Source organism: Hufsiella arboris (assembly GCF_009834875.1).
Classification (GTDB): Bacteria; Bacteroidota; Bacteroidia; order Sphingobacteriales; family Sphingobacteriaceae; genus Hufsiella_A; species Hufsiella_A arboris.
Genome location: NZ_WVHT01000011.1, coordinates 39,541 through 64,692, shown reverse-complemented (window position 1 = coordinate 64,692; position 25,152 = coordinate 39,541). Strand labels below are relative to the sequence as shown.

Here is a 25,152-nt window from a genome sequence, read left to right as displayed (position 1 = left end):
ATATTTATTCAGATAGGTGGATTGACAGGTTAATTTTTCACGATCTTAAATATGCTGCACTTTGTGTTTCCAGGTCCTGTATCCGGATTAGTAAACAGGTATAGTTCGCCTGCCGGGTCTTCCGAAAAACCTGTTATTTTCAAGTTTTTGGGAATATTTTTCAACGTAATGTTGCCCCTTTGCCAGTTAGAACCGGTCTTTTGTAAATACCATACCGGCCCAGTCCAGTCGGCAAACACATATTTGGTTTTTAAGGCAGACAATTGCTGTCCGTTATAAACATAACCGCCTATTACGGATACTCCTTCCTTGTGGCTGTACTCGGTTATCGGCAGGGTGATGCCTTTTGTGTTACAACCGGTAGCCGGGTTGTAGCAATGGGTTCCTTCCATGAGCCTCCAGCCGTAGTTAGCTCCTTTTTTAACAATGTCAACTTCTTCCCACAAATCCTGGCCAACATCTCCGGCAAATAACAGCTTTGATACTTTATCGAAAGAAAACCTGTAAGGATTGCGGAAACCGTAGGCCCATATTTCGGGACTTATATCTTTTTTTCCGACAAAAGGATTGTCTTTTGGTACCGTATAACCGGATTTAACATTCACATCGACACGTAATATTTTACCGAGCCAAGTATTTAGTTTCTGCCCGTTACCGATTTCGCCGTGCTTATCGCCCTGTCCTCCGCCGTCGCCAAATGAAATATATAAATACCCGTCGGGGCCAAATTTTACACATCCTCCATCATGGTTTCCGTCAGGCTTTTCAGCGCTTAAAATGACGCGGCCACTGTTGGGATCAACCTGGGATGAGTTTGTCGACAGCTTGAATTCAGCCACCACATCCTTATGATCAGATTTATTGTCGGAAGGCACGCTGTAAAAGACATAAAATTTCCTGTTGGATTTAAAATCCGGATGCAGAGCTATTCCTAGTAAACCCCGTTCTTCATAACCGTTGTTTACTTTTATCATCTTGCTTTTCAGATCAAGAATGGGCGCATCAATCAACTTTCCATTTCTGATCACCCGTATTTGTCCTTTTTGCTCCAATATCCAAATATCGCCGTTGCCCGGGAAAGCCATATCTGTAGGCGCTTCCAGGTTGTTAGTAAGCTGCAAAACTTTTAACGTAATTGCCGGCAGACCGCTGCCAGGTTCCGCCGGTTTGGGCTTGTAAAAAACGACAAAAGAAGGCAGCAGATACATGCAAATAATTGAAGACAACAGGATGAAAAATAAGCTGGATTTATTCGTTAAAGGTTGTTTCATATCGTAATACTGTTTACTCGATTAGTTATTAATGATTAAAATCAAACCATAGCGTTCCGGCAATGGTCTCCCCGTCAGCATGGTTTTTTTGAGCTTGCGGACCCATCACCTCTGCTGATTGAAACTTGGTACCAATAGCGCTGATCGCGTTTAAAAAACCAATGCTTCCATCCGGGAAAGCCGGCTCGACATTGTTATTTTTAAGCGCGTCTTTTTCCCTGCCGGGACGCAACATTTGCAGGTACATATTTTTGTCGCCGCTAAAAATCGTAAACGGTGATTCCTTATTTTCGATGGTAACCCAATTGACTTCGGCGTGGTAACCCTTAAATTCCGGATAGTCCCAACTTTCGCCGGTTATGGTATTGTTGTAAGTTTTATGCCAAACACCGAATTGCTGCCCTTTCAACCTGTTTTTCCAAACCCGGTATGGACCTCGCCCGAGCCATTTCATGCCGGTGATCTTTTCTTCAGGATAATTGAATGTGATACCCACAAAATCAGCGGTTCCGTTTTGAGCGTATTGATACTCGAGTTTTACAGGATTGCCTGGGGCGAAAGTCCATTTTACGTTTAGTGATCCCGCACCGTGGTAGTTGGCTTCCACAACATACTGGCCGTTTACTGTTTTGTGATCGAATTTTTCCAAAGTGGTTTTAACACCCGCCAATACCGGTCCGCCAGACAAAGAAATCGTGACAGATGGTTTAATTACTTTTTGGATGTATCCGGTGGTTTTGTCGAAATAATAGCTGATACCATCACACTTTACAACAATTGATTGGTCTGTTTCTTCAGCTTCAATACCAGCTTTAGGCGACGATGGGATGATTTTTTCGATAGCAGGCGGGCCGGCAATAGGCCAGCTCCAGGTGAACAGCTCTTTTTTATCCGGACCATAAGCAGTAAGATAAAGCGCATCGCTTTCCGGCCATGATGCGGGCAGATTTAAGTTCAGTATCCCACTTTTACCGGGATCAAGATTCAACCTTTCGGCCGTACCTTTTGCTTGCTGCATGGACACTGTTGAGTTATCAGAGGCAGAAGGAAATTTAACCAGCTTCCAAATAAACGTGCATTGATTCAGGTTGGTAAAGTCATACCTGTTTTCCACCGGAATTTTACCATTGAAACTCTGACTGATCGGCTGCGGATTGATGTAAACAGGCGACCAAATTTCCTTTATCGTGTAAAAACTGGCTTCCTTTTCGCGGTGCGGGCCAACGATTCCATCGGGTGCGTGGTTGCCATCCGAATCATAGATACCGTTTTTGTCTGTACGAATAACGGCCTCGTCTAAAAACGCCCAGATAAAACCGCCTGCTGCATGCGGATGCTGAAGCATCAAGCTCCAGAAATCATCGAGCGACGCGCCGGCACCACCGTCATAAAGGCCGTGCATAAATTCCGTTGGAAAAAACACTTCCTGGCCGCTGGCAACTGTTTTGGCTATACCATTATAATCCTGGTAATGCTTTGTATCTGTCCCGTTAAATTTCTCCCAAGGATGAATCACTGTGCGTTTTTGAGGGTCGTATAAAGCATAGTCATTATCCAAACCTGTGTTCCAGCCGCCTTCATTGCCATTATCCCAAAGCAGGATAGATGGATGATTCACATCTCGAACTACGAGTTCCTTAACTAATTTTTGGCCAACAATCGTATCGTATTTCGCTTGCCAGCCAGTCAGTTCATCCAAAACATATAAACCCAATGAATCACAAACGTCCAGAAAATCGCGGTCCGGAGGATAATGCGACATGCGCACTGCGTTCATGTTCATTTCCTTCATCAGCTTAACATCCATTACCTGGATCTGATGACTTAATGTGCGCCCGGTTTCGGGCCAAAAGCTATGACGATTGCAACCCTTTAATATTATTTTTTTGCTGTTCACATATAATCCGTCATTAGCGCGCAGTTCAACCGTGCGGAAGCCGAACTTTTGCCTGACGATGTGGACAAGGCCCTGATTATTTTTTATGCTAACCAACACCTGGTATAAGTTTGGAAACTCTGCACTCCATAATAAAGGTTTGGCGAAATTTCCTCTTAGTTCCTGATTACTGCCTAACGGATCCACTTTTACAGAGATCGGCTTACCGACGTTTTCGCCGCTAAGTTTTTGAACCTGGGCTTCAATAAGGTCATCATTCTTTAGATTTTGAGAATAGACGTCAAGCCGAAACGAACCATCAGCTTTCGCATTTATCGCTACTCTATCAGTAAAAGTTTTGGGCACGATCTCCAGATAAACCGGCCGAAAGATTCCGCCAAACACCCAAAAATCACTATTGCGGCGTTCTGCATCATTTACAGAAGAATTTGCCGATGTTTTGTCAACGGTAACTTCCAGTAAGTTTTTCCCAGTCGGATTAAGCAGGTTTGTGATGTCATATTTGAAACGATAAAAACTTCCCTGGCGAATCGGCCCAGCCTGTTTTCCGTTGATCATAACTTTCGTATCCGTCATGGATCCTTCGAAAACGATAAAGACCTTTTTACCACTCTGGCTTTTTAAAAAAAAATCGTGTTTGTAAAGCCCCTGTTCATTCGCTTTTACTTTATCATGGCCATAGTTATAGGTTCCAAAGCCCTGTAATTCCCAGTTTGAGGGTACCGCTATTTTAGTCCATTTTCCGCTGTTCCTGCCGCCGGTACAATAAAAATCCCACAAAACAGTATGGTCTTTATCTGTTCCCGATAAATACCTCGTAATTGTTTCCTGGGAAAACACTGTTACGGAAATGAAGGTAAATAAGAGATAAAAAAAAATCTTTTTCATAAATCAGACAACGAACGCAGGTTGCATCCAGATCAAGATACACTATTTAACTACATGGTGGAAGAGCATATTATATGGTCATATCACAATGCGTGATTGGATTTTAAAATTTATTTCTCATTTGAAAGTGAATACGGGAAACTCGATGCTGAAACGCCTCGTTGCTTATTCGGCTGGTTCGACATATCAAAAGTGATAGTTCCGCCTTTTAGCACAGACTCATGACCCAGCCAGTTGTTATTATAAATCTTTCCGTTATAGTTGATGCTTTTTACATATTTATTTACTTCTTATTGGCAGGTGCGTTTAAAATCAACTGTTTACCATTTTCCAGGTTTAAGGTGATTTTTTAAACAAAGGAGTGCCTAACACATATTGTCCGCTCGTTGGGCATACCGGGTAAAAGCCCATGGCGGAAAAAACGTACCACGCCGATGTTTGTCCGTTATCCTCATCTCCGCAATAGCCGTCGGGAGTTGCGTGGTATAACCTGTTCATAGCTTCGCGCACCCAATATTGTGGACAAACTGCTCAAGTTGATTGATGAGAACCTGCAGCGCGAAGAACTTGACGTAGATTATCTGTGTAAAAATCTGTTCATCAGCCGGACCGGACTATATCAAAAAATTAAAAGCATTTCCGATCAGCCGGTCGGTGAGTTTATAAGAACCGCCAGGTTGAACAAAGGTGTTTATATTATGACCCATGAAGACATCAACCTAAATGAGCTGATAGATCGAATCGGATTTCAGAGCGTTTCATACTTTTCTAGGGCATTTAAAAAAGAATTCGGTGTAACACAGTCACAATTTGTGCAGGATTTAAATAAGAAAAAACAGCTCTTAGAGTAACAAATATTGATAATCATCTTGTGTTCACAGAGGGTTTTTGGGGTATCTGCAAGAAATTGTACTTTTAATTCGCATTGTTTTTAATTTCTTTCAGCCGAAACCCCCGTAATTTTCTCACGTCGTTGCTCAATTTTTACGCAATTAAGCAGGCGCCACCTATATTTTTGCTTAATCAAGCTATTTTGTCTCCTGCGACAAACCCTAATAAATGCGAGCAGCTATTATAGGTGCCGGACCCGCCGGACTAACAATTGCCCATCAGCTATCAGCAAATGGAGTATCAGTTGACGTATATGATAACGCGGCCGAAGTAGGCGGCTTTGCGAAAAGTATACTGATGTGGGACGTCCCCGTGGAGATAGGACCGCACTTTTTAAATATCGGTTACATCCCTGCTGTTTATAAATTTGTAAGCACGGTTTTAAAAGGCCGCTTTGATGTTTATGAGCGTAAAACCTATATCATAACACCCCAGAAACTTTTCAAATATCCACCGGCAGTTGCCGATATGCTGAAGCAAATGAATATCTGGGAAACAGCCAAAGCAATCGGAGGGCTTTTAAAACAAAGCATATTGCCGGTTAAGCCTGATGGCACCGCTGAGCAATTTGTAAAACGTTCATTAGGCGGCTATCTGTACGAACATTTCTTTGCCAGCTTTTCCAGGAAACTTTGGGGTTTGGCGGCCGGTAATGTATCAGATGTGTTCGCCAGGTCATTATTGGGGTTTAGCAGCGGTTATTCACCCGGAAAAATCGCCTGGAAAAAAATAAAAGATGGTTTACAAAGAAAACCGGACACAAACTGTTATATCTACCCGCATAATGGACTTTCGACGCTGTGGCAGGTATTGAAAATCGCCACCGAAATTAATGGCGGAAGATTTTTCCTCTCCGCTGTTATCAAAGAATTGATCTGTGATGAACCTTGCCGGATTAGCGGCCTCAGGCTTGCCGACGGCAGCATTCAAAAATACGACGTTGTAATTGCAACTATACCGCTTGCACCATTATTCTCCTACCTGAAAGCTGCGCAAATCGTCGAAAGCACAACCGTATCACGATTCAGATGCGATATACTTGTTTATCTGAAGGTAACATTTAATTCAGGTGTTGCGGCACAATGCTTTTATGTCTATCGCGAAGACGTAGCCGTTACACGAATAACAAACTTCAACCAATTCAATCAAACGAAGAGCAGGGATTTCAGTATTTTGCTAGTGGAATGCTGGTGCGATAAAACTGACGAACTATGGCGTTCCTCAGACGAGGCGATAATTGGACATGCCATATCAGCGCTTAATAAATTAAAAATATTCAGCGGATTGGAAGTGCTGAGCTCGTCGATAAAAAAAATTGAGAATGCTTTTCAAATACCGGTCATTGATGTAGTGCAAACCCGTGAAGCTATGTTCAATCAATTAAGTCAATATGAAAATCTGTTTGTAACGGGCAGAACGGCATCAATTAGCTTTAACTATGGGATGGAAAATGCCATACACGATGGCCTTAAACTTTCAGAACAGCTTTTGAAAACAGTGAACCAACCTGCCGCATGCAAGGAAAGCTAAAAACCGCAATAGTACACGACCTGGTAACGGGTAACGGAGGAGCCGACAGTACGCTGGAATCAATATTAAAAATTTATCCATCGCCCGTTTATACACTAATGGCGAAGCATGCCGAGCTCATCTCAACCGTGTTAGGGTCGGCCGATATTAAAACATCTTTTATCCAGAAACTGCCCTTCGGAGTAAAAAAATACCGCAGCTATCTGCCGCTGTATCCGCTGGCAATCGAACAGTTTGATCTTCGGCAATACGATCTTATTCTTTCGTCGTCATTTATAGTTGCTAAAGGTGCCATATCGGGTATTGATCAGCTTCACATTTGCTATTTGCACAATCCTATCAGAGCAGCCTGGGAATTGTATCAATCATTTTTAAATCACCGGGGAAACCAGAAAGGCATAAAAGGGCATTTTATACGTGGGGTTTTGCACTTCATGCGATTGTGGGATGTAGTGTCAGCCAACAGGGTAGATTACTTTATCGCAAATTCTAACTTTACCGCTAAACGTATTGAAAAGCTGTACCGGCGAGAATCCACTGTGATTTATCCTCCTGTGGATACCGATGTGTTTAAATTGGAAGAGAGTAAAGATGACTACTTCATCTCTGCATCAAGACTAGTGTATCATAAACGTGTTGATATCCTTGTAAAAGCTTTTACAGCTATGCCCAACAAACGCCTGATTGTAGCGGGTGATGGGCCCGAGCTTGCTTATTTAAAAAGCATTGCCGGCGCCAACGTTATTTTTTTAGGTCAGCAACCGCGGTCTTCACTTGTTAGCTATATGCAAAAGGCCAGGGCTTTTGTGTTTGCAGCGCAAGAAGATTTCGGCATTGCTCCCGTCGAGGCGATGGCATGCGGCACACCGGTGTTGGCCTTTGCAAAAGGCGGCATTCTCGAAACAGTTATCGAAAACAAAACAGGGCTTTTTTTTCCTGAGCAAACTCCGGATAGTATTATTGATTGTGTAAATCGATTTGACAGATTAAGCAATTTTTTTGTTTCAGGTGTCATCAGCGCCAGCGTTAACAGGTTCAGCCGGCAGCGGTTTGAGCAGGAATATCGGGACTTTGTAGCGGAAAAGACCGCCATTTTCTTTAAATCCTGAATTAAAATTTCCCGGCTTATACAATATATTATACAATGATAAAGGAACTGCATTTCGTATTAGTTACAACTTTATATTTGATTATACACCTTGCATGACGATACGAGGTAGAGACGAATTTCGCGTATTAACTCTCTTTTTACAGCAAAAAACATGAAATGTATTGTTATAGGAGCCTCGGGTTTCGTAGGAAGTGCCTGTGTTGACGAGCTACTCGGCCGAGGGGATGAAGTTATAGCCTTTGACAGGGGAATTAAGAGAAAAAACCCCGAAGCTGGGCATGAGCTTTCTGATAAATTAAAGTTCGTGCAAGGTAATATCCTAAACAAGGAAACGCTTACACCTTTATTTGAAGGCGCAGATGAAATATATCACCTGGCGGGGCAATTAGGCACTTCGGAACTGGAATCTTCCATGCGGGGTGCGATCGAAACCAATATACTGGGAGCGCTAAACGTTTTCGAAACAGCCATCGCGGTGAGGGTGCCTAAAGTATTTCTAGCTTCAAAACCAAGTGTATGGCTTAATACCTACACCATTACAAAACACACCGCCGAAAAAATTGGAAGCCTATTATCGAGATATCACCCTATTGAGATCAGTGTGCTGCGTTATCTGAACATTTACGGGCCAGGGCAGAAAATATACCCGGTACGAAAGGTGCTGCCGGCAATGGCAATCCAGGCTATGAGGGGACTGCCACTGCATGTATACGGCAACGGCAATCAAACAGTCGATATGATTTATGTGAAAGACGCTGCACGTATAACAGTTGACGTACTCAGAAAAAAATACAATCCTAATGCGATGGATTGCGGAACCGGCACCGAAATGACGGTTATGGAGGTAGCTGAATCTGTAAACGAATACTTTAACAATAAAGCAGGTATAAAGAACATGCCGATGCGAATTGGGGAAACACCTAACACGCGGCTGGTAGCCGATAACACCGCTTTATTTGAACATATCGGCCCAATAGAATTCACCCCATATCAACAAGCGCTTAAAGAATCGTTAGCATATTATGAGCATCTACCACCGCATGATATTGATGCTGCTCTAAACTTCTACGGCTTCAGCCAACCCTTTGATATGGCATGGTAATAAGCAACAAAAACATTCTGGTGATCATTGCGCATCCGGATGACGAAACTATCGGCTGCGGCGGCTTGCTGAGCAAGGCTGCAGCACAAAATGCGCATTGCAAAGTATTGTTACCTCTGCAGCGCGGTGATAAAAGGGGAATAGCTAATTGGGAAAGATTGATAGCACAGCTAAGGTCTGCGTGCGACATCCTTGGTGCAGAACTTATTATAAGCGAGCAAATGGTGCCCGATATAACTGCAGAATTATATGTCCACCAATTGTATGGCCTGATAAACAGCTATGTTGACTGGGCAGAAATTATACTAACCCACTGGCACGGCGATTCTCACCAGGCCCATCGTGCTATTTCGAGGGCCGTAGAGCTAGCCACCAGGCCTTTCAGAACTCATAAGACAGTGCTTTTTTTTGAGATCGCAACATCCACCGACCAGGCGTTCACGAACACGTTTTCACCTAACTGTTTTGTAGAACTATCCCCGTTGGATGTCGAAAACAAGAAGCGCGCAATGTTACAGTACGATACGGAAATGGACGCCGGCCGGACACCTGCAAATCTCGAAAATCAATTGCGGTTACGTGGCGCACAATCCGGCCAGGATTTTGCTGAAGCATATGTGATAGCACGACATTTCTTTTAACTCATGTTTACGAAAATCATAGCCAGCATATTGCTGCTTTGCAGCCTGCCGATTATTATTTTTTTTGCATTGATCATAAAGGCGAAATATCCCGGTCCCATCTTTTACAAACAGGTTAGAGAAGGCAGAAACGGCCAGCATTTTTTGATTTGGAAGCTGCGTACAATGGTATCGGATGCGAATGCCAGGTTAGCGAGTATAATTGAAAAGGATGAGCAGTTGGCGCAGGAGTGGAAGGATTTCGGCTGTTTAAAAAACGATCCACGGATCGCTGGTAAAGCTGGCAAGCTGGCACGCAGATTCAGTATTGACGAATTGCCGCAGCTTATCAACGTATTAACGGGAGATATGGCTTTTATTGGCCCAAGACCGATCGAGCTTGCTTTGGCTGAATCGCTTAGCGAGGGGCAGCGAATGCTCCGGAATAGCGTAAAACCCGGCATAACTGGTTTGTGGCAAGTAGGACCGCGAAGTAATGTAAACCTGGAGCAAATGATGGAGTTCGACATGATTTATATTTCGCGTCGCAACTTGCGTATGGACACATCTATCTTACTTAAAACAGTTGTTGCGGTTTTAAGGCAAACAGGCAACTGAGTTTTACTGCCAGGCACTGTTATTTTCCCCAGGTTTTATTAGGCTTCGGCCCCATTTCAAGTTCCAGCAAACCGCCCTGAATAAGCTCCTCATGTGTAAACCAGGGCTTATTTAATTGCCTGCCATTGAATTTTGCGTTCTGAATATATTTATTGACCGTCGAGCAATTATTGGCGATTAGCTTAAATTGCTTACTGTTTGGCAGATTGATTGTCACTTTTTCAAAAACAGGGCTCCCTATCGTATAAACCGGCAGTCCCGGCGTTACCGGGTAAAAACCCATCGACGAGAAAACAACAAATGCTGTCATACCACCGCCATCCTCATCGCCCGGGATTCCGAAAACGTTATCCTTAAACCAGGTATCCAGTAAAAACCGGATGCGCTTTTGGGTTTTCCAGGGCGCTCCAACATAATTATACAGATAAGGAATATGGAAACTCGGCTCGTTCCCCATCGAATATTGGCCGACTAACCCGGTCGCGTCAGGGAATTTTGCCCAGAATTCATATTTGCTGCGATCAAGGCCCTCACGGAAAAGTTGATCCAGCTTCGCTTCAAACGCATCTTTGCCACCCATCAATCCAATCAGGCCGTTAATATCGTGTTGAACCTGCCAGAGATAGGTCCAACCGTTATTTTCATCGTAATAATCGCGGCCGCCCATTCCACCGTCAAACTTCGGATCGATGCTGATCCAGTTACCTGCCGAGTCTTTTGGCAGGAACATCTTCGCATCATTATTCCAAAGATTTCCGTAGTTCAACGCCCTCGTTTCAAAACGCTTTACGTCGTCATTTTTTCCAAGCTCCTTTGCAAACTGCCCTACGGCCCAGTCATCGTAAGCACCACCTAACGTTACGGCGACAGCCTGGCGTTTCTCAAAGGAATGCACCTCCGGAACATTTTCCTTCTCGCCTTTTTTCAATGCAGGAAAATAACCTTTGCTGTGATAAAAATCATCCAGCGATGTTTTCGGGCCGTTTTCCCAGGGCAGCATCGTCGCCTGGTCGGCGTTTTTCAGCATTCCCTGGTAAGCTTTCTGGGTATCGAAATTCCTGATCCCTTTCCGGTAGTCGTCAAGGAACATGATCGTTGAGTGGAAGCCATTCATGCAGGGGTTATCACCAAACAGTACCGGGAAGGTCGGCATCCAGCCGCTTTGCTCATACATGTTAACATATGAATTCAGCATGTCTTCTTCCATCTTCGGGTTGATGATAGTTCGTAAGGGATGCAAGGCCAGGTAGGTGTCCCAAGTCCAGTCATCCACATAAAACGGCCGGGTGGTTTTATGAACTTTTTTGTCATAGCCGCTGTAATATTGGCCGTCTTCTGTGATATCAACCATTCGCTCATTACAGCGATACAGGGCCGTATAAAACGATCTCTTCTGAGCTGTTGTTCCACCTTCTACCTCGATCTTGCTGAATTCTTTTAACCAGGTTTGCTCTCCGGAAGATTTCAGGTCATCAAAGCTTTTTCCCTCAAGTTCTTTAAAATTTTTCCGTGCTTGTTCTGCGCTGACGTAGGAAATAGCATACCTGAATTCGACGTTCTGAACATCATCCTTAAAGCGAATCCAGGCTTTTACGTTTTTACCCTCAACTTTCTTTTCCGGAGACAATTGATTTTCAGTGCCGGTTCCTGCCAAACCGGTGCTATTAAACTTCCCGTACAAATAGACTTTAATGTCATCATGATACGTCTCCATTCCTTCAATCTCATTAAACGAAGTGAGTGCGAAAGAGCCATTTCCTGAATTGTATAAGCTGAACAACAGCGATTTAGATTTCCTCGTTGATGGGAATTTTATGCGATAGATGGCTGCTTTCCTTCCGGTTGTAAAATCGACGGTAATGTCATCATCGACGAGATAGGTTGAATAATACCAGGGACGGGTCACCTCCAGGTCATGATCGAATGTCTGTGGCTGCTTCCAGGCATCCGGGCCGGCCGTTTTAACAGATGGCTTCATGGCGAACACTTCGCCCAGCCTGTGTGAGACAACATTCAATGGGAAGCTCGAAATCTGATCGTTCATGTAACTGCCTCGTATTGGGAACATCCGGATCATCTGGTTGGGAAGCTGAACCGTAGGGCGTGTTGGTTCGAGCAGCTGACCAACATTTCCAATAGTCGGATCGATATACTGCAGGTTGCCGGTGCCCGCATTGTTTTGACTTAAAGCCACGCTTGTCGTGATACAAAGCGTGGTGGTTAAAATATTTTTTATAAATACCGCGTTCATCAATATTGAATTTTGAGTTTTATTCTGTTTTAAGTTCTGGAGTAATTTTAACCACCTGGCCGGTTTTAGTGGGGTATACCGCTGTCAGGGACCCCGAACGTAGATGCAGCGGTTTTCCAAGTGCAGATACTATTTGAGCTGATACTAATTTCCCGTCCTTCCATTCAACGTCCAAGGTAAATCCACCGCGAGCGCGAAGTCCTTTTACAAAGCCATTCTTCCAGGATGAAGGCAGTGCAGGAAGAAGTTGAATTTCAAAACTTCCGTCCGCAGTGGATAGCTGACTCTGAACGAACATCTCGGCAATTGCCACCGTCGCGCCGAAATTTCCATCAATTTGAAAAGGCGGATGATTATCGAAAAGGTTTGGGAGTGTTTTGGTGGCTAACAAAACCGACAGCAGCCGGTAAGCATGGTCTCCGTCCAGCAGGCGGTTCCACATGTTGATCTTCCAGGCCAGGCTCCACCCGGTGCCGTCATCGCCGCGGGCTTCCAATGTTTTGCGTGCTGCGGCAGCCAGTTCAGGTGTTCCGTACATGGTTATCTGGTTTCCGGGATACAGGCCGAAAAGATGCGAGGTATGCCGGTGATGCGGCTCAGCCTCTTTATAGTCCTCTGCCCATTCCATAATGCGACCGGTAGCCCGGCTGATACGAATTCGGGCCAGCCGGGATAACGTTTTCACACATTCATCCCTAAAATTATCGTCCACATGAAGCACTTTCGCAGCCGCGATGCAGTTGGTCAGCAGGTCATGAATAATTTCCAGGTCCATAGTCGCGCCATATGTAAAAACCGATTGCGTTCCGTCAGGTAAAATAAATGCATTTTCAGGCGAGTAGGAAGGATTGGTAACCAGCTTGCCGGCGTAAGCGGTACCGGCAGGCGCTTCGACGAGAAAGTCCATCATAAATTCAGCAGCACCTTTCATCAAGGGGTAACCGGTTTTTTGCAGGAACGCCTTATCTCCACTGAAATTATAATGTTCCCAGGCATGCTGTACCAGCCATGCCGCTCCCATAGGCCAGATCCCCTGCGGGCCGTCCGCCGGAGCGGTATAACCCCAGGCATCCGTTAAGTGATGAACAACCCATCCTCTTGCACCATATAAAGTTTTTGCCGTGACCGACCCCGGCTTAACTAACGCCTTTTCCAGTTCGAACAATGGCAAATGCATTTCCGGTAAGTTGGTGATCTCCGCCGGCCAATAGTTCATTTGTACATTAATATTTGTATGGAAATCGGCATTCCAGGGCGGGTTCATTTGCCAAGCCCATAAACCCTGCAGATTTGCCGGCATTCCGCCAGGCTGCGACGATGAGATCAGCAGGTATCTGCCAAACTGGAAGTAATCTTCCACCAGCTTAGGACTTGGGGTGCCTGCCCGTGCTGCCTGCGCCAGTTGCTGATCGGTGGGCAGCAAACTGTCGGTATCTGTCGGATCGCTGATCAAAAGATCCACGCGATCGAATAATTTCCGGTAAGCAGAGATATGCCGTGCTTTCAGATCTTGGTAAGAAATTTTGCCGGCTGATGTTATTGCTTTATTACAGAGAACTACCGGGTTGGGACCGGGCTTTTTGCCCCAGTCCGCCGATCCGGAAAAGCCGGGATAATCAGTGGCTGCTGCAATAAGCAAAGTAACCGAATCAGCATTTTTGATGCTCATAATTCCGTTGGAAACAGAAATTGTTCCTCCTTTATTGACGGCCTTCAGCCGGGCTGCAAAATGCAGACCAACCTGCTTTCCCGTCGAATCCCTGGCAGGCAATTGCCCATGGAGAATCAATGACGATTTATCAGCGGAATAATTCTCACAAACTGCATTTTCTTCGCGTTTAAACATCAGGTTCAAGCTTATTAACCCGGGTTTATCAGCTGTCAGATGAATAACAAGAACGCCGTCTGTTAAGGATGAAAATGCTTCTCGCCGGAATCCGGTGTTGCCGGAACGAAACTTTATCCTTGTTACAGCTTGTGAAAGATCGAGCGACCGTACATAATTTTCCGCCCTTGTTTGCGGTGTATCAAACCAAAGTTCGCCCAGCGACTGGTATGGCCTGACACCGGGAGGCCGGCCCAGCATATTCTTTTCAGCGAGTGCAACCGCTTCATTATTCCTATTTTCAAATAACAGTTTCCTTACTACCGGAAGTACTTTAAGCGCATTGGGATTATTGGGATTTAATGGCTGTCCATCCCACAAGGTGCTTTCATTCAGCTGGATCCGCTCGTCAGAAACGCCGCCGAACATCATGGCCCCGATTCTGCCGTTACCCAAAGGCAAGGCTTCTTCCCAGATCTTCGCGGGTTGACGATACCATAACAGGTGGTTTCCGTCAGGTTTCCTACCTGTTCCCGAAAATGTCGCACGGTCATCCCAGGATGCTGTGATCTTGCTATTCCTTTTTGTGGCAGGTTCAATGCGATCGGTGCCGGCCTGCGAAAATGTTTTTAGAGGCAGCGTAAACACGAAAGAAATTAAAAGAAGCAGGTTTTTGGCCATTAAATTCAAACTACGTACCGGAATTTTTCAGTCTATCTTATTTGGGTGATGTCGGCCTTTTATCGGTTAATGCAATTTGTCCTTTTAGCATTTTACCACCGTCGCCTGTTAAACGTAAGTAGTAATCTGACGAGCAAGCAGTTCCATCTTCATCTAAGGTAATAAAAGTTGATCCTGCCGGGATCATCGAAGTATTTTCCGCTGTTTTTGCTATCTGGTTGCCTTCGTTGTATTCGTCGAACATGGAGATATAAATACCCTGGACGCCAAGCCGGACCATATTATAAAACTGCCTCCACATAAAATCACCATGCGCCCGTTGTTTTTCCTGCAAGTCGCCCGGCAAAACACAAGGCTGGTAGTCAATACCGTTTTTCTTACAAAAATCCATATCCGGCTTGTTGGTTTGCACGTAAAATCCGTCTGATTGATTGGCGTTACCGATCCGGCCAACCATCCAGGGGGAAATCATATTCAACGATTTATAGACCTCGATAAAGCCGGAACGGGAATCGCTCGTTTGTGTGCGCCAGTTGGTGGGCACGCCGCCGATCACATAACATCCCTGATCTTTAAACCATTTTATAACGTCGATGCAGGCACTTGCCGACCATGGGTGATTATTATCGTTAAATCCAAATCCCCAGATACATACAACCGGTTTATTATTTTGCCTGGCATAAGCAGAAGACGAGGTATAGGCCTTCATTTTATTTGTCCAGTCGGTTTTTATTTCCGGCTGCATAGCTGTCCAGCCGCTTACGTCGTACATAATGTAAAATTTGCGGCCGTATTTTTCGGATGCGGCTTTAACTTTAGCAGTTATCGCATCACGAACCGGGCCTTCAATTCCGTTGGGATTAAAACGCTGTAAAGCGGCAACATCGATGTCGAACTGTTTCATCCAGGAAAACTGGATGTCAACCGTTTGATCGCTGAATGATGAGAAAAGTTTGGCGGGCTGGCCATTATTCAAATTAGCAAAACCTGTTTGATAGGTATTCGTGTAGTCTCTTACATCCGGCCATGATTTGATGCCGAGGTTATTTGGTGATGGTGTTTTCGACCAGTCCTGGGTCCAATGCCACCAGGCATCGATAGGCGAACCATCCCCTTTAGCGGCGAACCAACCCTGGTAGCCGACCGTGATTTTTCCGACTATATCTCCTGCCGGTGAGGGCCATTCCGGATTATCGTCGGCAGGCTTTGGAGGGTCAGGCTTTTCCTCGTTGCTCTTCTTTGAGCAGCTTGAAAATAAAATGATCAGGATTAATAGCGGTAATTTATTTGTCTTGAATTTCATATCCGGAGGTCGCAAAAAGCAGATGCCAGGATGATTCCCGGCATCTGTGTAAAAATTATTTTGAAAGGAATCGCAGATCGTCAACGCCAACGGCTACGTCATCATGAGCTTTGTCTTTCGTCCAGAAATAGATCCGGAAAAAGTTCAGCGCAGCCAGGTCAGGCTCGCCGTCCGCTGAAACTTCGGCGTCGCTAAAATTAAGCTTAACTTCATTCCATCCGTTTTTAAGCGTTGGGATCAGCTTGGCAACAGACCAGGCATATTCTTTTGAATCCGATTTCCCCGAGCTGGTCAGTTCGATCTGGCCATCTTCCTTCAATGTGCTCACGTCCGAAACATAAAACCAGAAGGCAAACTGACCATTCTCTTTTGTTAAACCGGGATTGATAGCGGCCGGCGCACGTTTGATAAAGTGCATGTAATCCTCGCCTTTCAGAATCGCCGACTTCAAATAACCAGTACCTTCCTTTTTGCCGCTTGTTTCAATACTTTTCGGTCCCACTACTTCCCAGTCTTTGTCAGAATCGGCGCTGTCAAAAGCTACCGAAATTGGCGCAGGCCCACCGCTGGTTACCGACAATTTGATACCATCGACTCCGACAGTTACATCCTCGTGGTTTTTGTCTTTAGTCCAGAAGTAAATGCGGAAAAAGTTAAATCCGGCCGCGAGATCCGGTCCGCCATCGGAAGAAAGCTCGGCATCGGAGAAGTTCAGCTTAATCTCGTTCCAGCCATTTTTCAGGGTTGGGATCAATTTCGCCACCGACCAGGCATATTCTTTTTTATCAGATTCGCCCGAGCTTGTCAGTTCGATCTGACCATCTTCCTTAAGATCCGCCACACTCGAAACATAAAACCAGAATGAAAGCTGTCCGTTCGCTTTTGTCAGCCCGGTAACAAGCGGTGTGGAAGCCTTTTTAATAAAATGCATGTAGTCCTCACCCTTTACAATGGTTGATTTCAGATAACCTGTCCCTTCCTTTTTTCCGGACGTTTCAACGCTTTTCGGGCCTACTATTTCCCATCCGGCATCAGAGTCCGCTCCGTCAAATAACCATTCCTGGGCCGGGCCGCCTGGAGTGCCGCTGGACGCTACAAAGCCCACAGCATCTACACCTACAGTCAGATCCGCGTGGTTCTTGTCGTTTGTCCAGAAGAAAATGCGGAAGAAATTAATTGCCGCAATATCAGCGCCACCGTCAGACGTAGACTCGCCATCCTTGAAGTTTAGTTTAACCTCGTTCCAGCCATTTTTTAGTGAAGGCAACAAAGAGGCGACCGGCCAGGCGAGTTCCTTTTTATCCGATTCGCCCGAGCTGCTGATTTCAACCTGCCCGTCAGCTTTTATATCTGCCACGTTTGATACATAAAACCAAAAGGTGAGCTGGCCATTTTCCTTTGTCAGGTTTGGATTTGTGGCTGAAGCCGGCTTTTTGATGAAATGCATATAATCTTCGCCCTGTTTGATGGTTGATTTCAGATAACCCTTACCTTCCTTCATCCCGGTCGTTTCGACACTTTTCGGCCCGACGATTTCCCAGCCCGTATCAGAATCCGCACTGTCGAACAGCACGAAAGTTGGATCTGGCTGATCAGGGTCATCCGGATCATCCGGCGGTACAAGGCCGGAAGTATCCCGCGAGAGATAGGTTTCTTTTTTGCAGCTGTTAAACAACAGTCCGCTTAAGAAGATGGATAATACCATCATTAGTTTTATAAATTTCATGTCCTTTATCTTTTAAGTTTATAATTGGTTTGTTTAAGGATTTCTGGCCGGTTTGGATAAGTTGAACCCCTGTTCACCATGAAACCATCTGGCTCCCTGGCCTGTGAGCCACAAATAATAATCGGAAGGGAGGTCGTTTTCAATTCCCATAAAACGCAGGCCGCCGGTTCCGTTAAGTGGGGTGTCAGCTTCTCTTGCAGTTTTAAAAATAGCCGTGCCCTCGTCGATTTCGTCAAACATCGCGACGTATAGGGAACCGGCGCCGGCATTTTTTGCGCCGGCAATCTGCTGCCAGAGGAAATCGCCCTTCAGCCTGGGGATCGCATTATAAATTACGGGGTCCTTGTGCATATTTCCCCACGAAAAACCAGGAAACACAAGCGGAACGTAGTCGACCTTATTGGTTTTGCACCATTGTATATCGTCGTAAACATTTTTGGAATTGTAAGCCTTCGAGTCAAACCTGCCGACCGCCCAGGGCATAATGATGTCAGCTTTTTTTATCAGCTCATGCAGTGCCGGCGATTTCTCCGTGTCATTTCCAAGGGTGCGCCAATAGTAAGGAACTCCCAGCATCACCGACACCCCAAAATCGTCGCCTTTAAGCTTGTCAACCAGCTTGTTTACGTCATCAATAGTATATTTCCGATTATCGTTAAACCCTACGCCCCATATTGTAACCAGCGGTTTGCCGTTATGGAACAGGTAGGTGGGATTTTCCTTGCTGTCAAAAAGTTTGAATGTATTAACCAGCTCTTTTAAGTCCTGCTGAATGTAATCAAGATCACTGCTTGTACAACCACTCAAATCGTACATGACGCTGATTGCCCGGCCATATTTTTTTGCCGCCTTAAGTGCGTTCCCAAGAACTTTGTTGAAGTGCCTTTTACCCGAAGGATTAGTCGGTTTTACCTCACCAACGAAACGCTGCATATGAACGCCGTCAATGCCGTAATCTTTCATCCATTTAAAATGAAGATCAACGCTTTCCTCGTTATACGGACTATAAAGGTAAGCGTCATTTCCGTTGGCAAATTTGAATGGCGACTTATACGTTTTGCTGTATTCGGTGATATCAGGCCAAAAATCCACGTTCGTATTTCCGGGATAAAAACCTCCTGGACCCTGGTAATGATACCAGCCGCGATTGGATCCGTCTCCTTCGGCTGCGAACCATCCCTGGTAACCGGCCATAACCAATTTGGAATACGATTTATACCTAAGGCCGGTTGTATCGTATTTGAGACCGGTTTTTTCTCCTGGTGGTTTACCAGGAGAGGGCACACCGGCACTATCTTTTTTTGAACAGGATAATAGTCCCAGCAAAAAGGTAACAGACAACAGTATTTTTAATGTGCTCATAATTATTCTGCTTAAAAGGTTCAGCCGGATGCAAGAACACCCGGCTAAGTCCTGTGTCAGGGAACCTTTACTTCGATGATTTCTGAAAAATTTGAGCTTTTGAAACTGTCGTTTAATCGAACGCCAACGCGTACATAAAACGTCCTGCCGGGCAACAGTCCGGGTATTTTCAGCGTCATGTTCTTATCAGCATCAGTCAGAGCAGCCCAATCTTTATTCAGAGTAACCTTCATCAAATCCGAATAATCATAAATAGAAGCTCCGGCGCCAACCAGTTCAGTCGTGTTAACGTAGGGCTGTACATCAATCACTCCCGGCATCCCGGCTGTAACCGGCGCATCGATATTAAAATTGAGTGTGAGCTCGTTGCCGTTCAGTGTCGAAGTAAGATTTTTTATAACGACGTAGGGCGTCAACTCGAAATCGTGCGAGCTTTTTCCGTTGATGTCCATTTCGACCGGTTCGTAAATCGGCCAGAAAGCACCACCGATTGGTGTGATCCGGTATTTCCCTTTAAATAACTTACTGTCTTTAAAGGTCCCGTCAAACTTGCTCGGAATATCCTGCGGCGACGGCGTATCGCTCCAACTGATCTGCTCAAGCCTTACGCGCACACTTCCGGTCGATGTTTGAAAATTACCCCCCGTTGTGGCGTCGACCAATTTTCCTTCAAATGAAGCGTTTGGGCCGTCGTAATTATCTATTTTGGTACAAGCTGATCCCGCCAGTAATGTTATTCCTAACAGGATTTTGCTAACTAATCTTTTCATTTCATTCAATTTTTACTGCTTAGTAATTTGGGTTGTTCGGGTACAGATTGGGATTTTTACCCAATTCGCCGCCTGGAATCGGTTCGTAATAAAACTTCTTGTCGAAGAAATAATTCCGTTCGAAAACCTCCGGCTCGTTAAGAAAGATGTACTTCTTTTCGTTGAGCACATAGTAAGGCATCAGGCCCCTGAACCGCGCATTATCAAGCAGCTGATCGGCTATACGCCATCTGCGGATATCCCACCAGTAATGATTCTCGAAAGCAAGCTCTTTACAGCGTTCATTACGTACATTATCAATCGTAACATCTGCCATACTCATCACTGTAGCACCAGCTCTACTTCGTAGTTGGTTAAGGCAAAACAGCGCATCATCGGCTTTCCCAAGCTCTGTAGCTGCTTCAGCCCTGTTAAGCAAAATTTCAGCGTAACGGAACTCGATCCAGCTTTGTGTACTTTGAAATAAGCCGCACTCATTCTGAGGTTTTTTATAATCAATATATTTCCTTACGTAAAATCCTGTACGCGACACTTCGTCAGAACTTCCTGGAGGACGAATACCCGTTTGCCCGATCACAGGCAATCCCTGGTATAAGGTATTGGGATCGGACGCTACGATGCGATTACGCTGATCCGGTTGCTTGGCAACTTCAGCAGCGGCTGTTCCTGAAAAGGTTGGGTAAATGCCGCGCTGCATATCAAACTGCCGGCCCCGCAGTGTCGCGCCGGGGAAATAAACAGTTGCCAATAGTCGAGGCTCAAGTCCTTGTTTCAGATCGGCCAGATTATCAAACCGCCGCGGTGTTCCATCGGCATTAGTTACCGGGAGCTGTACAAAACGCTGAACAAACTCCAGTGTCGGATATGCCCTTGACAACGCATCGGCAGTCATAAACCTTGGAGAAAACGTCGCATCCCAGCTATGCGCCGTGTTGCTTGTTATCGAATAATCCCTTACCAGGATATTTTCCGGGCTGTCGTGATCCAGGAACAAATCAGCGTAGTTCAGTTCCTTGTCCGGATTTTTCTGGTACAGGGAATAATGGCCATCGAGCAGTTTCGCGGCATCCCATGCCTGCTGGAAATAAGCGGCGGCCTTATCTGCCGGAATGCCCACATATCCCTGTGCCTTCGCGTCGCCATCGACAAAGTTTACCGATCCGTATTTTGCAATAGATCCGGCGTATAACATGGCTCTCGACTTAAGGGCTGCAGCGACGTATTTATTAGCCCGCGCCCTCAGACTTGTTTCGGGCATCATGGAATAGGCCTGATCCAGATCTTTGCCGATAAACTCCCAAACCTCATCCTCTTTGCTGCGATGAACCTGCAGTTCTTCTATACTTTGCTCCGGGTAATTTTGAACCGAGGTAATGATCGGAACGCCGCCATAGCGCTTCGCTAAAGCGAAATAGTAATAAGCACGAAGAAAATAGGCTTCGCCCAGAATTTCATTGACGCGGTTTCCAGTGAAATTTGCCGAATATTTAGGCAGGGTTTCAATTAAATAATTTACCGCGCGGATGTCGCTGTACGGCCAGTATGCACAGCCGCCGCCAATATCCATACCTCCGTAAGGGCCTACCATTTCGCCGGTTGCTGAACCTGCATTCCAGAAATGCTCCCACTCGTGGTGAAGGTTAAAGCCCCATCTGCCATCCCGCCCGGTTGGCCGGTAAGTGAAATCTTCTATCGGCAATTTCCGGTAAACATCCGCCAGATAAGAGTTCACGCCTCCTTCTCCGCCAAATATTACATCATCGGTAAGTATATTAGTTGGCTTTATATCGAGTTTCTGGCAGGAAGTTAACAAGCTCACTCCCACGCCAATTGCTATAATCAGTTTTCTGATACTTTTCATCTTCAATAGTTTAAAAGGAAATATTGGCGCCCAGGTTAAAGGTTCTGTTGAGCGGGTATTTATAACCCCCTAACGACTGGTCGAAGCCGGTGTCGGGAACATCGCCAGGGTGTTCAGGATCGTAATTCTTAAGTCCCGTAAACGTAGCCAGATTATAGCTGTTGACGTAAACCCGCAACCTTTTCACTCCAACATGCTTCAGTAAAGTTTGCGGAAGCGAATAACCCAACTCAAGCGTTTTGATGCGGAGATAAGTAGCATCCTGAACAGCTTTCGTGCCTTGTGCGTACTGTGAACCCATTGCCGGATAATAGCCCGGAACCCACTGCGTATTTGGGTCGAAAACATTATCATTCGGATTGACGGTATGCCAGCTATCCAAAAAGCGGGTTAACGAGCTGCGGTTATACATCAGGGGTTCCGCATATTGCTCAGCATACTGAACATAGAAACCTGTTGCTCCCTGGAAAAGTACGTTCAGGTCGAAGCCTTTAAAGTTTAGTCCGAGGTTTAAGCCGAAGTTTACCAGCGGAATATCCTTTGTAGCGATCGGCTGATCATCCTTGCCGTCAATAACGCCATCTTCATTCCAGTCCTGGTAATAATAATCGCCTGGAATTGTATTGTTATTGCCGCCGCCGGTATTTACAGGATATTTATAGATCTGGTCGTAGTTTGTAAACTGCCCCTCATAAACTTTGCCCCACCAAATACTGGTATAGCGATTTTGCTGTGAATTTCTCCAGTTATCATATTGATTGCCGGCCATGGTTTGAATAACATCGCGGTTTTCAGAGCGAGTGGTACCAATGTTGCCGCTAACGCTGTAACCGAACTTTCCGAGTTTATTGCGGTGTGTCAGTATCAGATCGATACCTTGTGTCCGGTCGCTGTTCAGGTTTTCCTGCGGAAGATCTGCGCCGACAGTTCCGGGAACGGCAACATCTCTTCTCGCCAAAAGGCCGTCGCGGTCTCTTCTGAATACATCGATCGACCCGTCGAGCTTGCCTTTGAACAGCCCGAAATCTAGTCCGATATTTTTCGTGGTAGCTGTAAACCAGGTAAGATCCGGGTTTACCACCCCGCTCGAGGCCGCGCCGTTGGTAAAATTGCCGCCAAAAATATAGCCGTAGATGGAGTTATCATTCGGATTAATGGTTGGATACTTGAATCCGGAAATATATTGAAATGCTGTGGCGCTATCATCACCGGTTTTACCATAAGATAGGCGCAGTTTCAAATTTGTAATGGTACCGCTTGTTGTCAGGTTGTGCATGAACTTCTCCTCACTAATTCGCCATCCTGCAGAAACAGCCGGGAAAAAGCCCCATTGGCTCGGCCCGGGTTTAAATTTATTTGATCCGTCTTCCCTGAAAAGGAATTCAAATAAATATTTCCCCTTGTAATCGTAGTTAAAGCGTCCCAAAACAGCTTCCGTCGCCACTTCAAATAAGCCGCCTGTATTCATGCTGCCCAACTGGTTGGCATCCTCTCCACCAAACAAATAATCGATCGGCAAATTGATGTTCCGTTGCGCAAAGAAGTTATCACCTTTAGAATGGCTGTATTCGTAAAGCAATAAGCCGGAGACGTTATGAGCACCCCAAAACGAATGGGTATAGTTCAATGATAACTGCGCGAGATTTGACGTGGTATTTCCAAAATAGCGAAGTATCCGCGTCGGACCGTTTACATTTGAAGGCATGTAAATGTCGGTTCCGGCATCATAGGTGTACAGATCGTAATCCTTCCTGTGTTCGGTGTTATCGCCGGAAGTATAGCCGTAGTTGTACATCGCGCGCGCTTTTAAACCTTTCGTTCCTGGAATTTCATAATCCAGGCTTGCCTGCCCCTGGAAGTTTTTGTTGTTAAACTGCTTGGTACCGACAAAGTCTCCGTCGGTGATCATTACCGGGTTAGCATTATCCGGCATTACGTTAGGATACAGCGGATTGTTGTTTGCGTAGATCTGGTTACGCGGAATCTGATTCCATGTATATTTAAAAATCGTCCATAAATCCTGGTAAGGCTGGTTCTTTTGATCCTGGAATCCGGAAAGCAACATGTCTGCCTTTAGGCCTTTAACAATTGTTGCTGACGCGTTAGCCCGGAAATTCCACCTGTTATAATTCAGGTCGCCGCTTTTCATCAAACCATCCTGGTTCATATAACCAAGATTTAAAAAAAGGTTTGCCTTGTCGGTACCGCCATTCACATTGAGATTATGCTGAATCTGTGGCGAAGTGTTTCTAAACGCCGCACCAATCCAGTCGGCTGAGGGAAACGTTCCGTTCAGCCATGGTTCAATATCTCCATAAGAGAAAGTCGGCTCAGAGTTACCCAGGAAGTTATTTGCGAACGAACGTTTGTTTTTTTCGTTGGTCAGCAGCATATAGTCAACAGCGTTCACGCCATCAGGCATTCCCAAAAACTGCTGCCATCCCTGATTCACGGAATAGTTTATATCATATTTGCCGGTTTTATTGCCTTTTTTCGTCGTGATCAGGATAACGCCATTAGCTGCGCGTACACCATAAATCGCTGCCGAGGCATCTTTGAGGATTGTAACGTTTTCGATTTCGTTCGGGTCCATTCTTGAAAAGTCACCGCCATCACGCGGCACGTTGTCAATCACGATCAGCGGTTTTCCGAAGCCACGGATATCAAAGGCATTCTCGTAGCCTCCCGGCTCTGATGTGCGCTGCATTACGCGTAACCCCGGCATTTTTCCGGTAAGCATATTTACCGTGTTTTCATTTTTGGTTATCACGATATCCTCGCTTTTAAGCGTCGCGACAGAACCGGTAACAGTAAACTTTCTTTGTGTACCATAACCTACTACGACAACTTCGTTCAGGCCCTTGGTATCACTGGCCAGTTTAATGCGAAAAGTTTTGTTATTGCCGACAATTATTTCCTGTGTGGCAAAGCCGATAAAGGAAACCTGAAGTATGGCATCGTTACCCGGCACCGCGATGGAAAATTTACCAGCGGCATCGGTTGCGGCAGTTGTGCTTGTACCTTTAACACGGATACTTACACCCGGCATTACCTCGTCCTTGTCATCAACAACGGTACCGGTTACCGTTATCGGCTGTTTCTGGAATGTGCTTTCTATTGCAGCATTGCGGGGTGAAGCTGCATAAGCGTTAGCAGAAACAATAAAGAGGGAACTTAGGAAAAAGCTATTGCAAAGCGTTCTCTTAAGCAGGTATCTCCCATTTCTTTGTAAAAATTTAATCTTCATTTTGTAGTTTGATTTGGTTAGTCATTTATAGATTTAATCTTTAAAATGAGATTTTAAAAAAGACAGGCTGCGTCTCTTTTAAGAAAGAAATTAATTAGGTTTCATGAGTTTGTATTTGGGTTAATTGGTTAAAATTGGTACTGCTAAATACGTGCTGAGCATTAATGAAATCCTAAAAAAGCATTAATAAAGACCTTT

18 protein-coding genes are annotated in these 25,152 nt (G+C 45.3%); 6 read left to right on the top strand and 12 right to left on the bottom strand.

What is annotated here, in order from left to right; genetic code table 11:
- Positions 1-29: 29 nt before the first annotated feature.
- The 4 genes from GS399_RS18270 to GS399_RS21130 all read right to left on the bottom strand — a co-directional run bounded on the left by GS399_RS18270 (position 30) and on the right by GS399_RS21130 (position 4,554).
- Entirely contained in the window at positions 30-1,271 is a 1,242-nt protein-coding gene (locus GS399_RS18270) for a PQQ-dependent sugar dehydrogenase (RefSeq protein ID WP_237487996.1), read from the bottom strand.
- Positions 1,272-1,299: 28 nt separating this feature from the next.
- A complete protein-coding gene (locus tag GS399_RS18265; RefSeq protein WP_160846103.1) occupies positions 1,300-4,056 on the bottom strand; it encodes a glycoside hydrolase family 2 TIM barrel-domain containing protein in 2,757 nt (918 codons plus the stop codon).
- A gap of 110 nt (positions 4,057-4,166) precedes the next feature.
- Positions 4,167-4,304 (bottom strand): hypothetical protein, encoded by a 138-nt coding sequence (locus tag GS399_RS21135; protein WP_369410134.1) that lies wholly within the window; start codon positions 4,302-4,304, stop codon positions 4,167-4,169.
- 88 nt (positions 4,305-4,392) lie between these two features.
- Positions 4,393-4,554: a glycoside hydrolase domain-containing protein gene (locus GS399_RS21130; RefSeq protein ID WP_369410133.1), complete on the bottom strand. Its 162-nt coding sequence runs from the start codon at positions 4,552-4,554 to the stop codon at positions 4,393-4,395.
- 20 nt (positions 4,555-4,574) lie between these two features.
- Here GS399_RS21130 and GS399_RS18255 point away from each other — a divergent pair, with 20 nt between their 5' ends.
- The 6 genes from GS399_RS18255 to GS399_RS18230 all read left to right on the top strand — a co-directional run bounded on the left by GS399_RS18255 (position 4,575) and on the right by GS399_RS18230 (position 9,928).
- Positions 4,575-4,907 (top strand): helix-turn-helix domain-containing protein, encoded by a 333-nt coding sequence (locus GS399_RS18255; protein WP_160846102.1) that lies wholly within the window; start codon positions 4,575-4,577, stop codon positions 4,905-4,907.
- 208 nt (positions 4,908-5,115) lie between these two features.
- Entirely contained in the window at positions 5,116-6,477 is a 1,362-nt protein-coding gene (locus GS399_RS18250) for a protoporphyrinogen/coproporphyrinogen oxidase (RefSeq protein WP_160846101.1), read from the top strand.
- On the top strand, positions 6,462-7,586 hold the full coding sequence (locus GS399_RS18245) for a glycosyltransferase (RefSeq protein WP_160846100.1): 1,125 nt from the start codon (positions 6,462-6,464) through the stop codon (positions 7,584-7,586). Before GS399_RS18250 ends, GS399_RS18245 begins: the two co-directional genes overlap by 16 nt.
- Before the next feature lie 153 nt (positions 7,587-7,739).
- Complete coding sequence (locus GS399_RS18240; protein WP_160846099.1) at positions 7,740-8,690, top strand: NAD-dependent epimerase/dehydratase family protein; 951 nt, start codon at positions 7,740-7,742, stop codon at positions 8,688-8,690.
- Positions 8,684-9,331, top strand: a complete 648-nt coding sequence (locus GS399_RS18235; protein ID WP_160846098.1) for a PIG-L deacetylase family protein — start codon at positions 8,684-8,686, stop codon at positions 9,329-9,331. The genes GS399_RS18240 and GS399_RS18235 overlap by 7 nt, the downstream gene beginning before the upstream one ends.
- A 3-nt stretch (positions 9,332-9,334) precedes the next feature.
- The gene (locus tag GS399_RS18230) at positions 9,335-9,928 is read left to right on the top strand and encodes a sugar transferase (protein WP_160846097.1); all 594 of its coding nucleotides are present in this window, start codon (positions 9,335-9,337) and stop codon (positions 9,926-9,928) included.
- 19 nt (positions 9,929-9,947) lie between these two features.
- Here the strand turns inward: GS399_RS18230 and GS399_RS18225 are convergent, their stop codons facing one another.
- Genes GS399_RS18225 through GS399_RS18190 form a run of 8 tightly spaced genes read right to left on the bottom strand, consistent with a single transcriptional unit; the run spans position 9,948 to position 24,954 of the window.
- A complete protein-coding gene (locus tag GS399_RS18225; protein WP_160846096.1) occupies positions 9,948-12,179 on the bottom strand; it encodes a GH92 family glycosyl hydrolase in 2,232 nt (743 codons plus the stop codon).
- A gap of 19 nt (positions 12,180-12,198) precedes the next feature.
- A complete protein-coding gene (locus tag GS399_RS18220) occupies positions 12,199-14,685 on the bottom strand; it encodes a glycoside hydrolase family 95 protein (RefSeq protein WP_160846095.1) in 2,487 nt (828 codons plus the stop codon).
- 37 nt (positions 14,686-14,722) lie between these two features.
- Positions 14,723-15,988 (bottom strand): glycoside hydrolase family 99 protein, encoded by a 1,266-nt coding sequence (locus GS399_RS18215; RefSeq protein ID WP_202409508.1) that lies wholly within the window; start codon positions 15,986-15,988, stop codon positions 14,723-14,725.
- Positions 15,989-16,043: 55 nt separating this feature from the next.
- On the bottom strand, positions 16,044-17,714 hold the full coding sequence (locus GS399_RS18210; RefSeq protein WP_160846094.1) for a hypothetical protein: 1,671 nt from the start codon (positions 17,712-17,714) through the stop codon (positions 16,044-16,046).
- Between the two features lie 33 nt (positions 17,715-17,747).
- Positions 17,748-19,076 (bottom strand): glycoside hydrolase family 99 protein, encoded by a 1,329-nt coding sequence (locus GS399_RS18205; protein ID WP_160846093.1) that lies wholly within the window; start codon positions 19,074-19,076, stop codon positions 17,748-17,750.
- 56 nt (positions 19,077-19,132) lie between these two features.
- A complete protein-coding gene (locus GS399_RS18200) occupies positions 19,133-19,846 on the bottom strand; it encodes a DUF3823 domain-containing protein (protein ID WP_160846092.1) in 714 nt (237 codons plus the stop codon).
- A 19-nt stretch (positions 19,847-19,865) separates the two neighbouring features.
- The gene (locus GS399_RS18195; RefSeq protein WP_160846091.1) at positions 19,866-21,707 is read right to left on the bottom strand and encodes a RagB/SusD family nutrient uptake outer membrane protein; all 1,842 of its coding nucleotides are present in this window, start codon (positions 21,705-21,707) and stop codon (positions 19,866-19,868) included.
- 10 nt (positions 21,708-21,717) lie between these two features.
- Positions 21,718-24,954 carry a SusC/RagA family TonB-linked outer membrane protein gene (locus GS399_RS18190; RefSeq protein ID WP_160846090.1) on the bottom strand — a complete coding sequence of 1,079 codons (3,237 nt, stop codon included), beginning with the start codon at positions 24,952-24,954 and terminating at the stop codon, positions 21,718-21,720.
- Between the last annotated feature and the right edge of the window lie 198 nt (positions 24,955-25,152).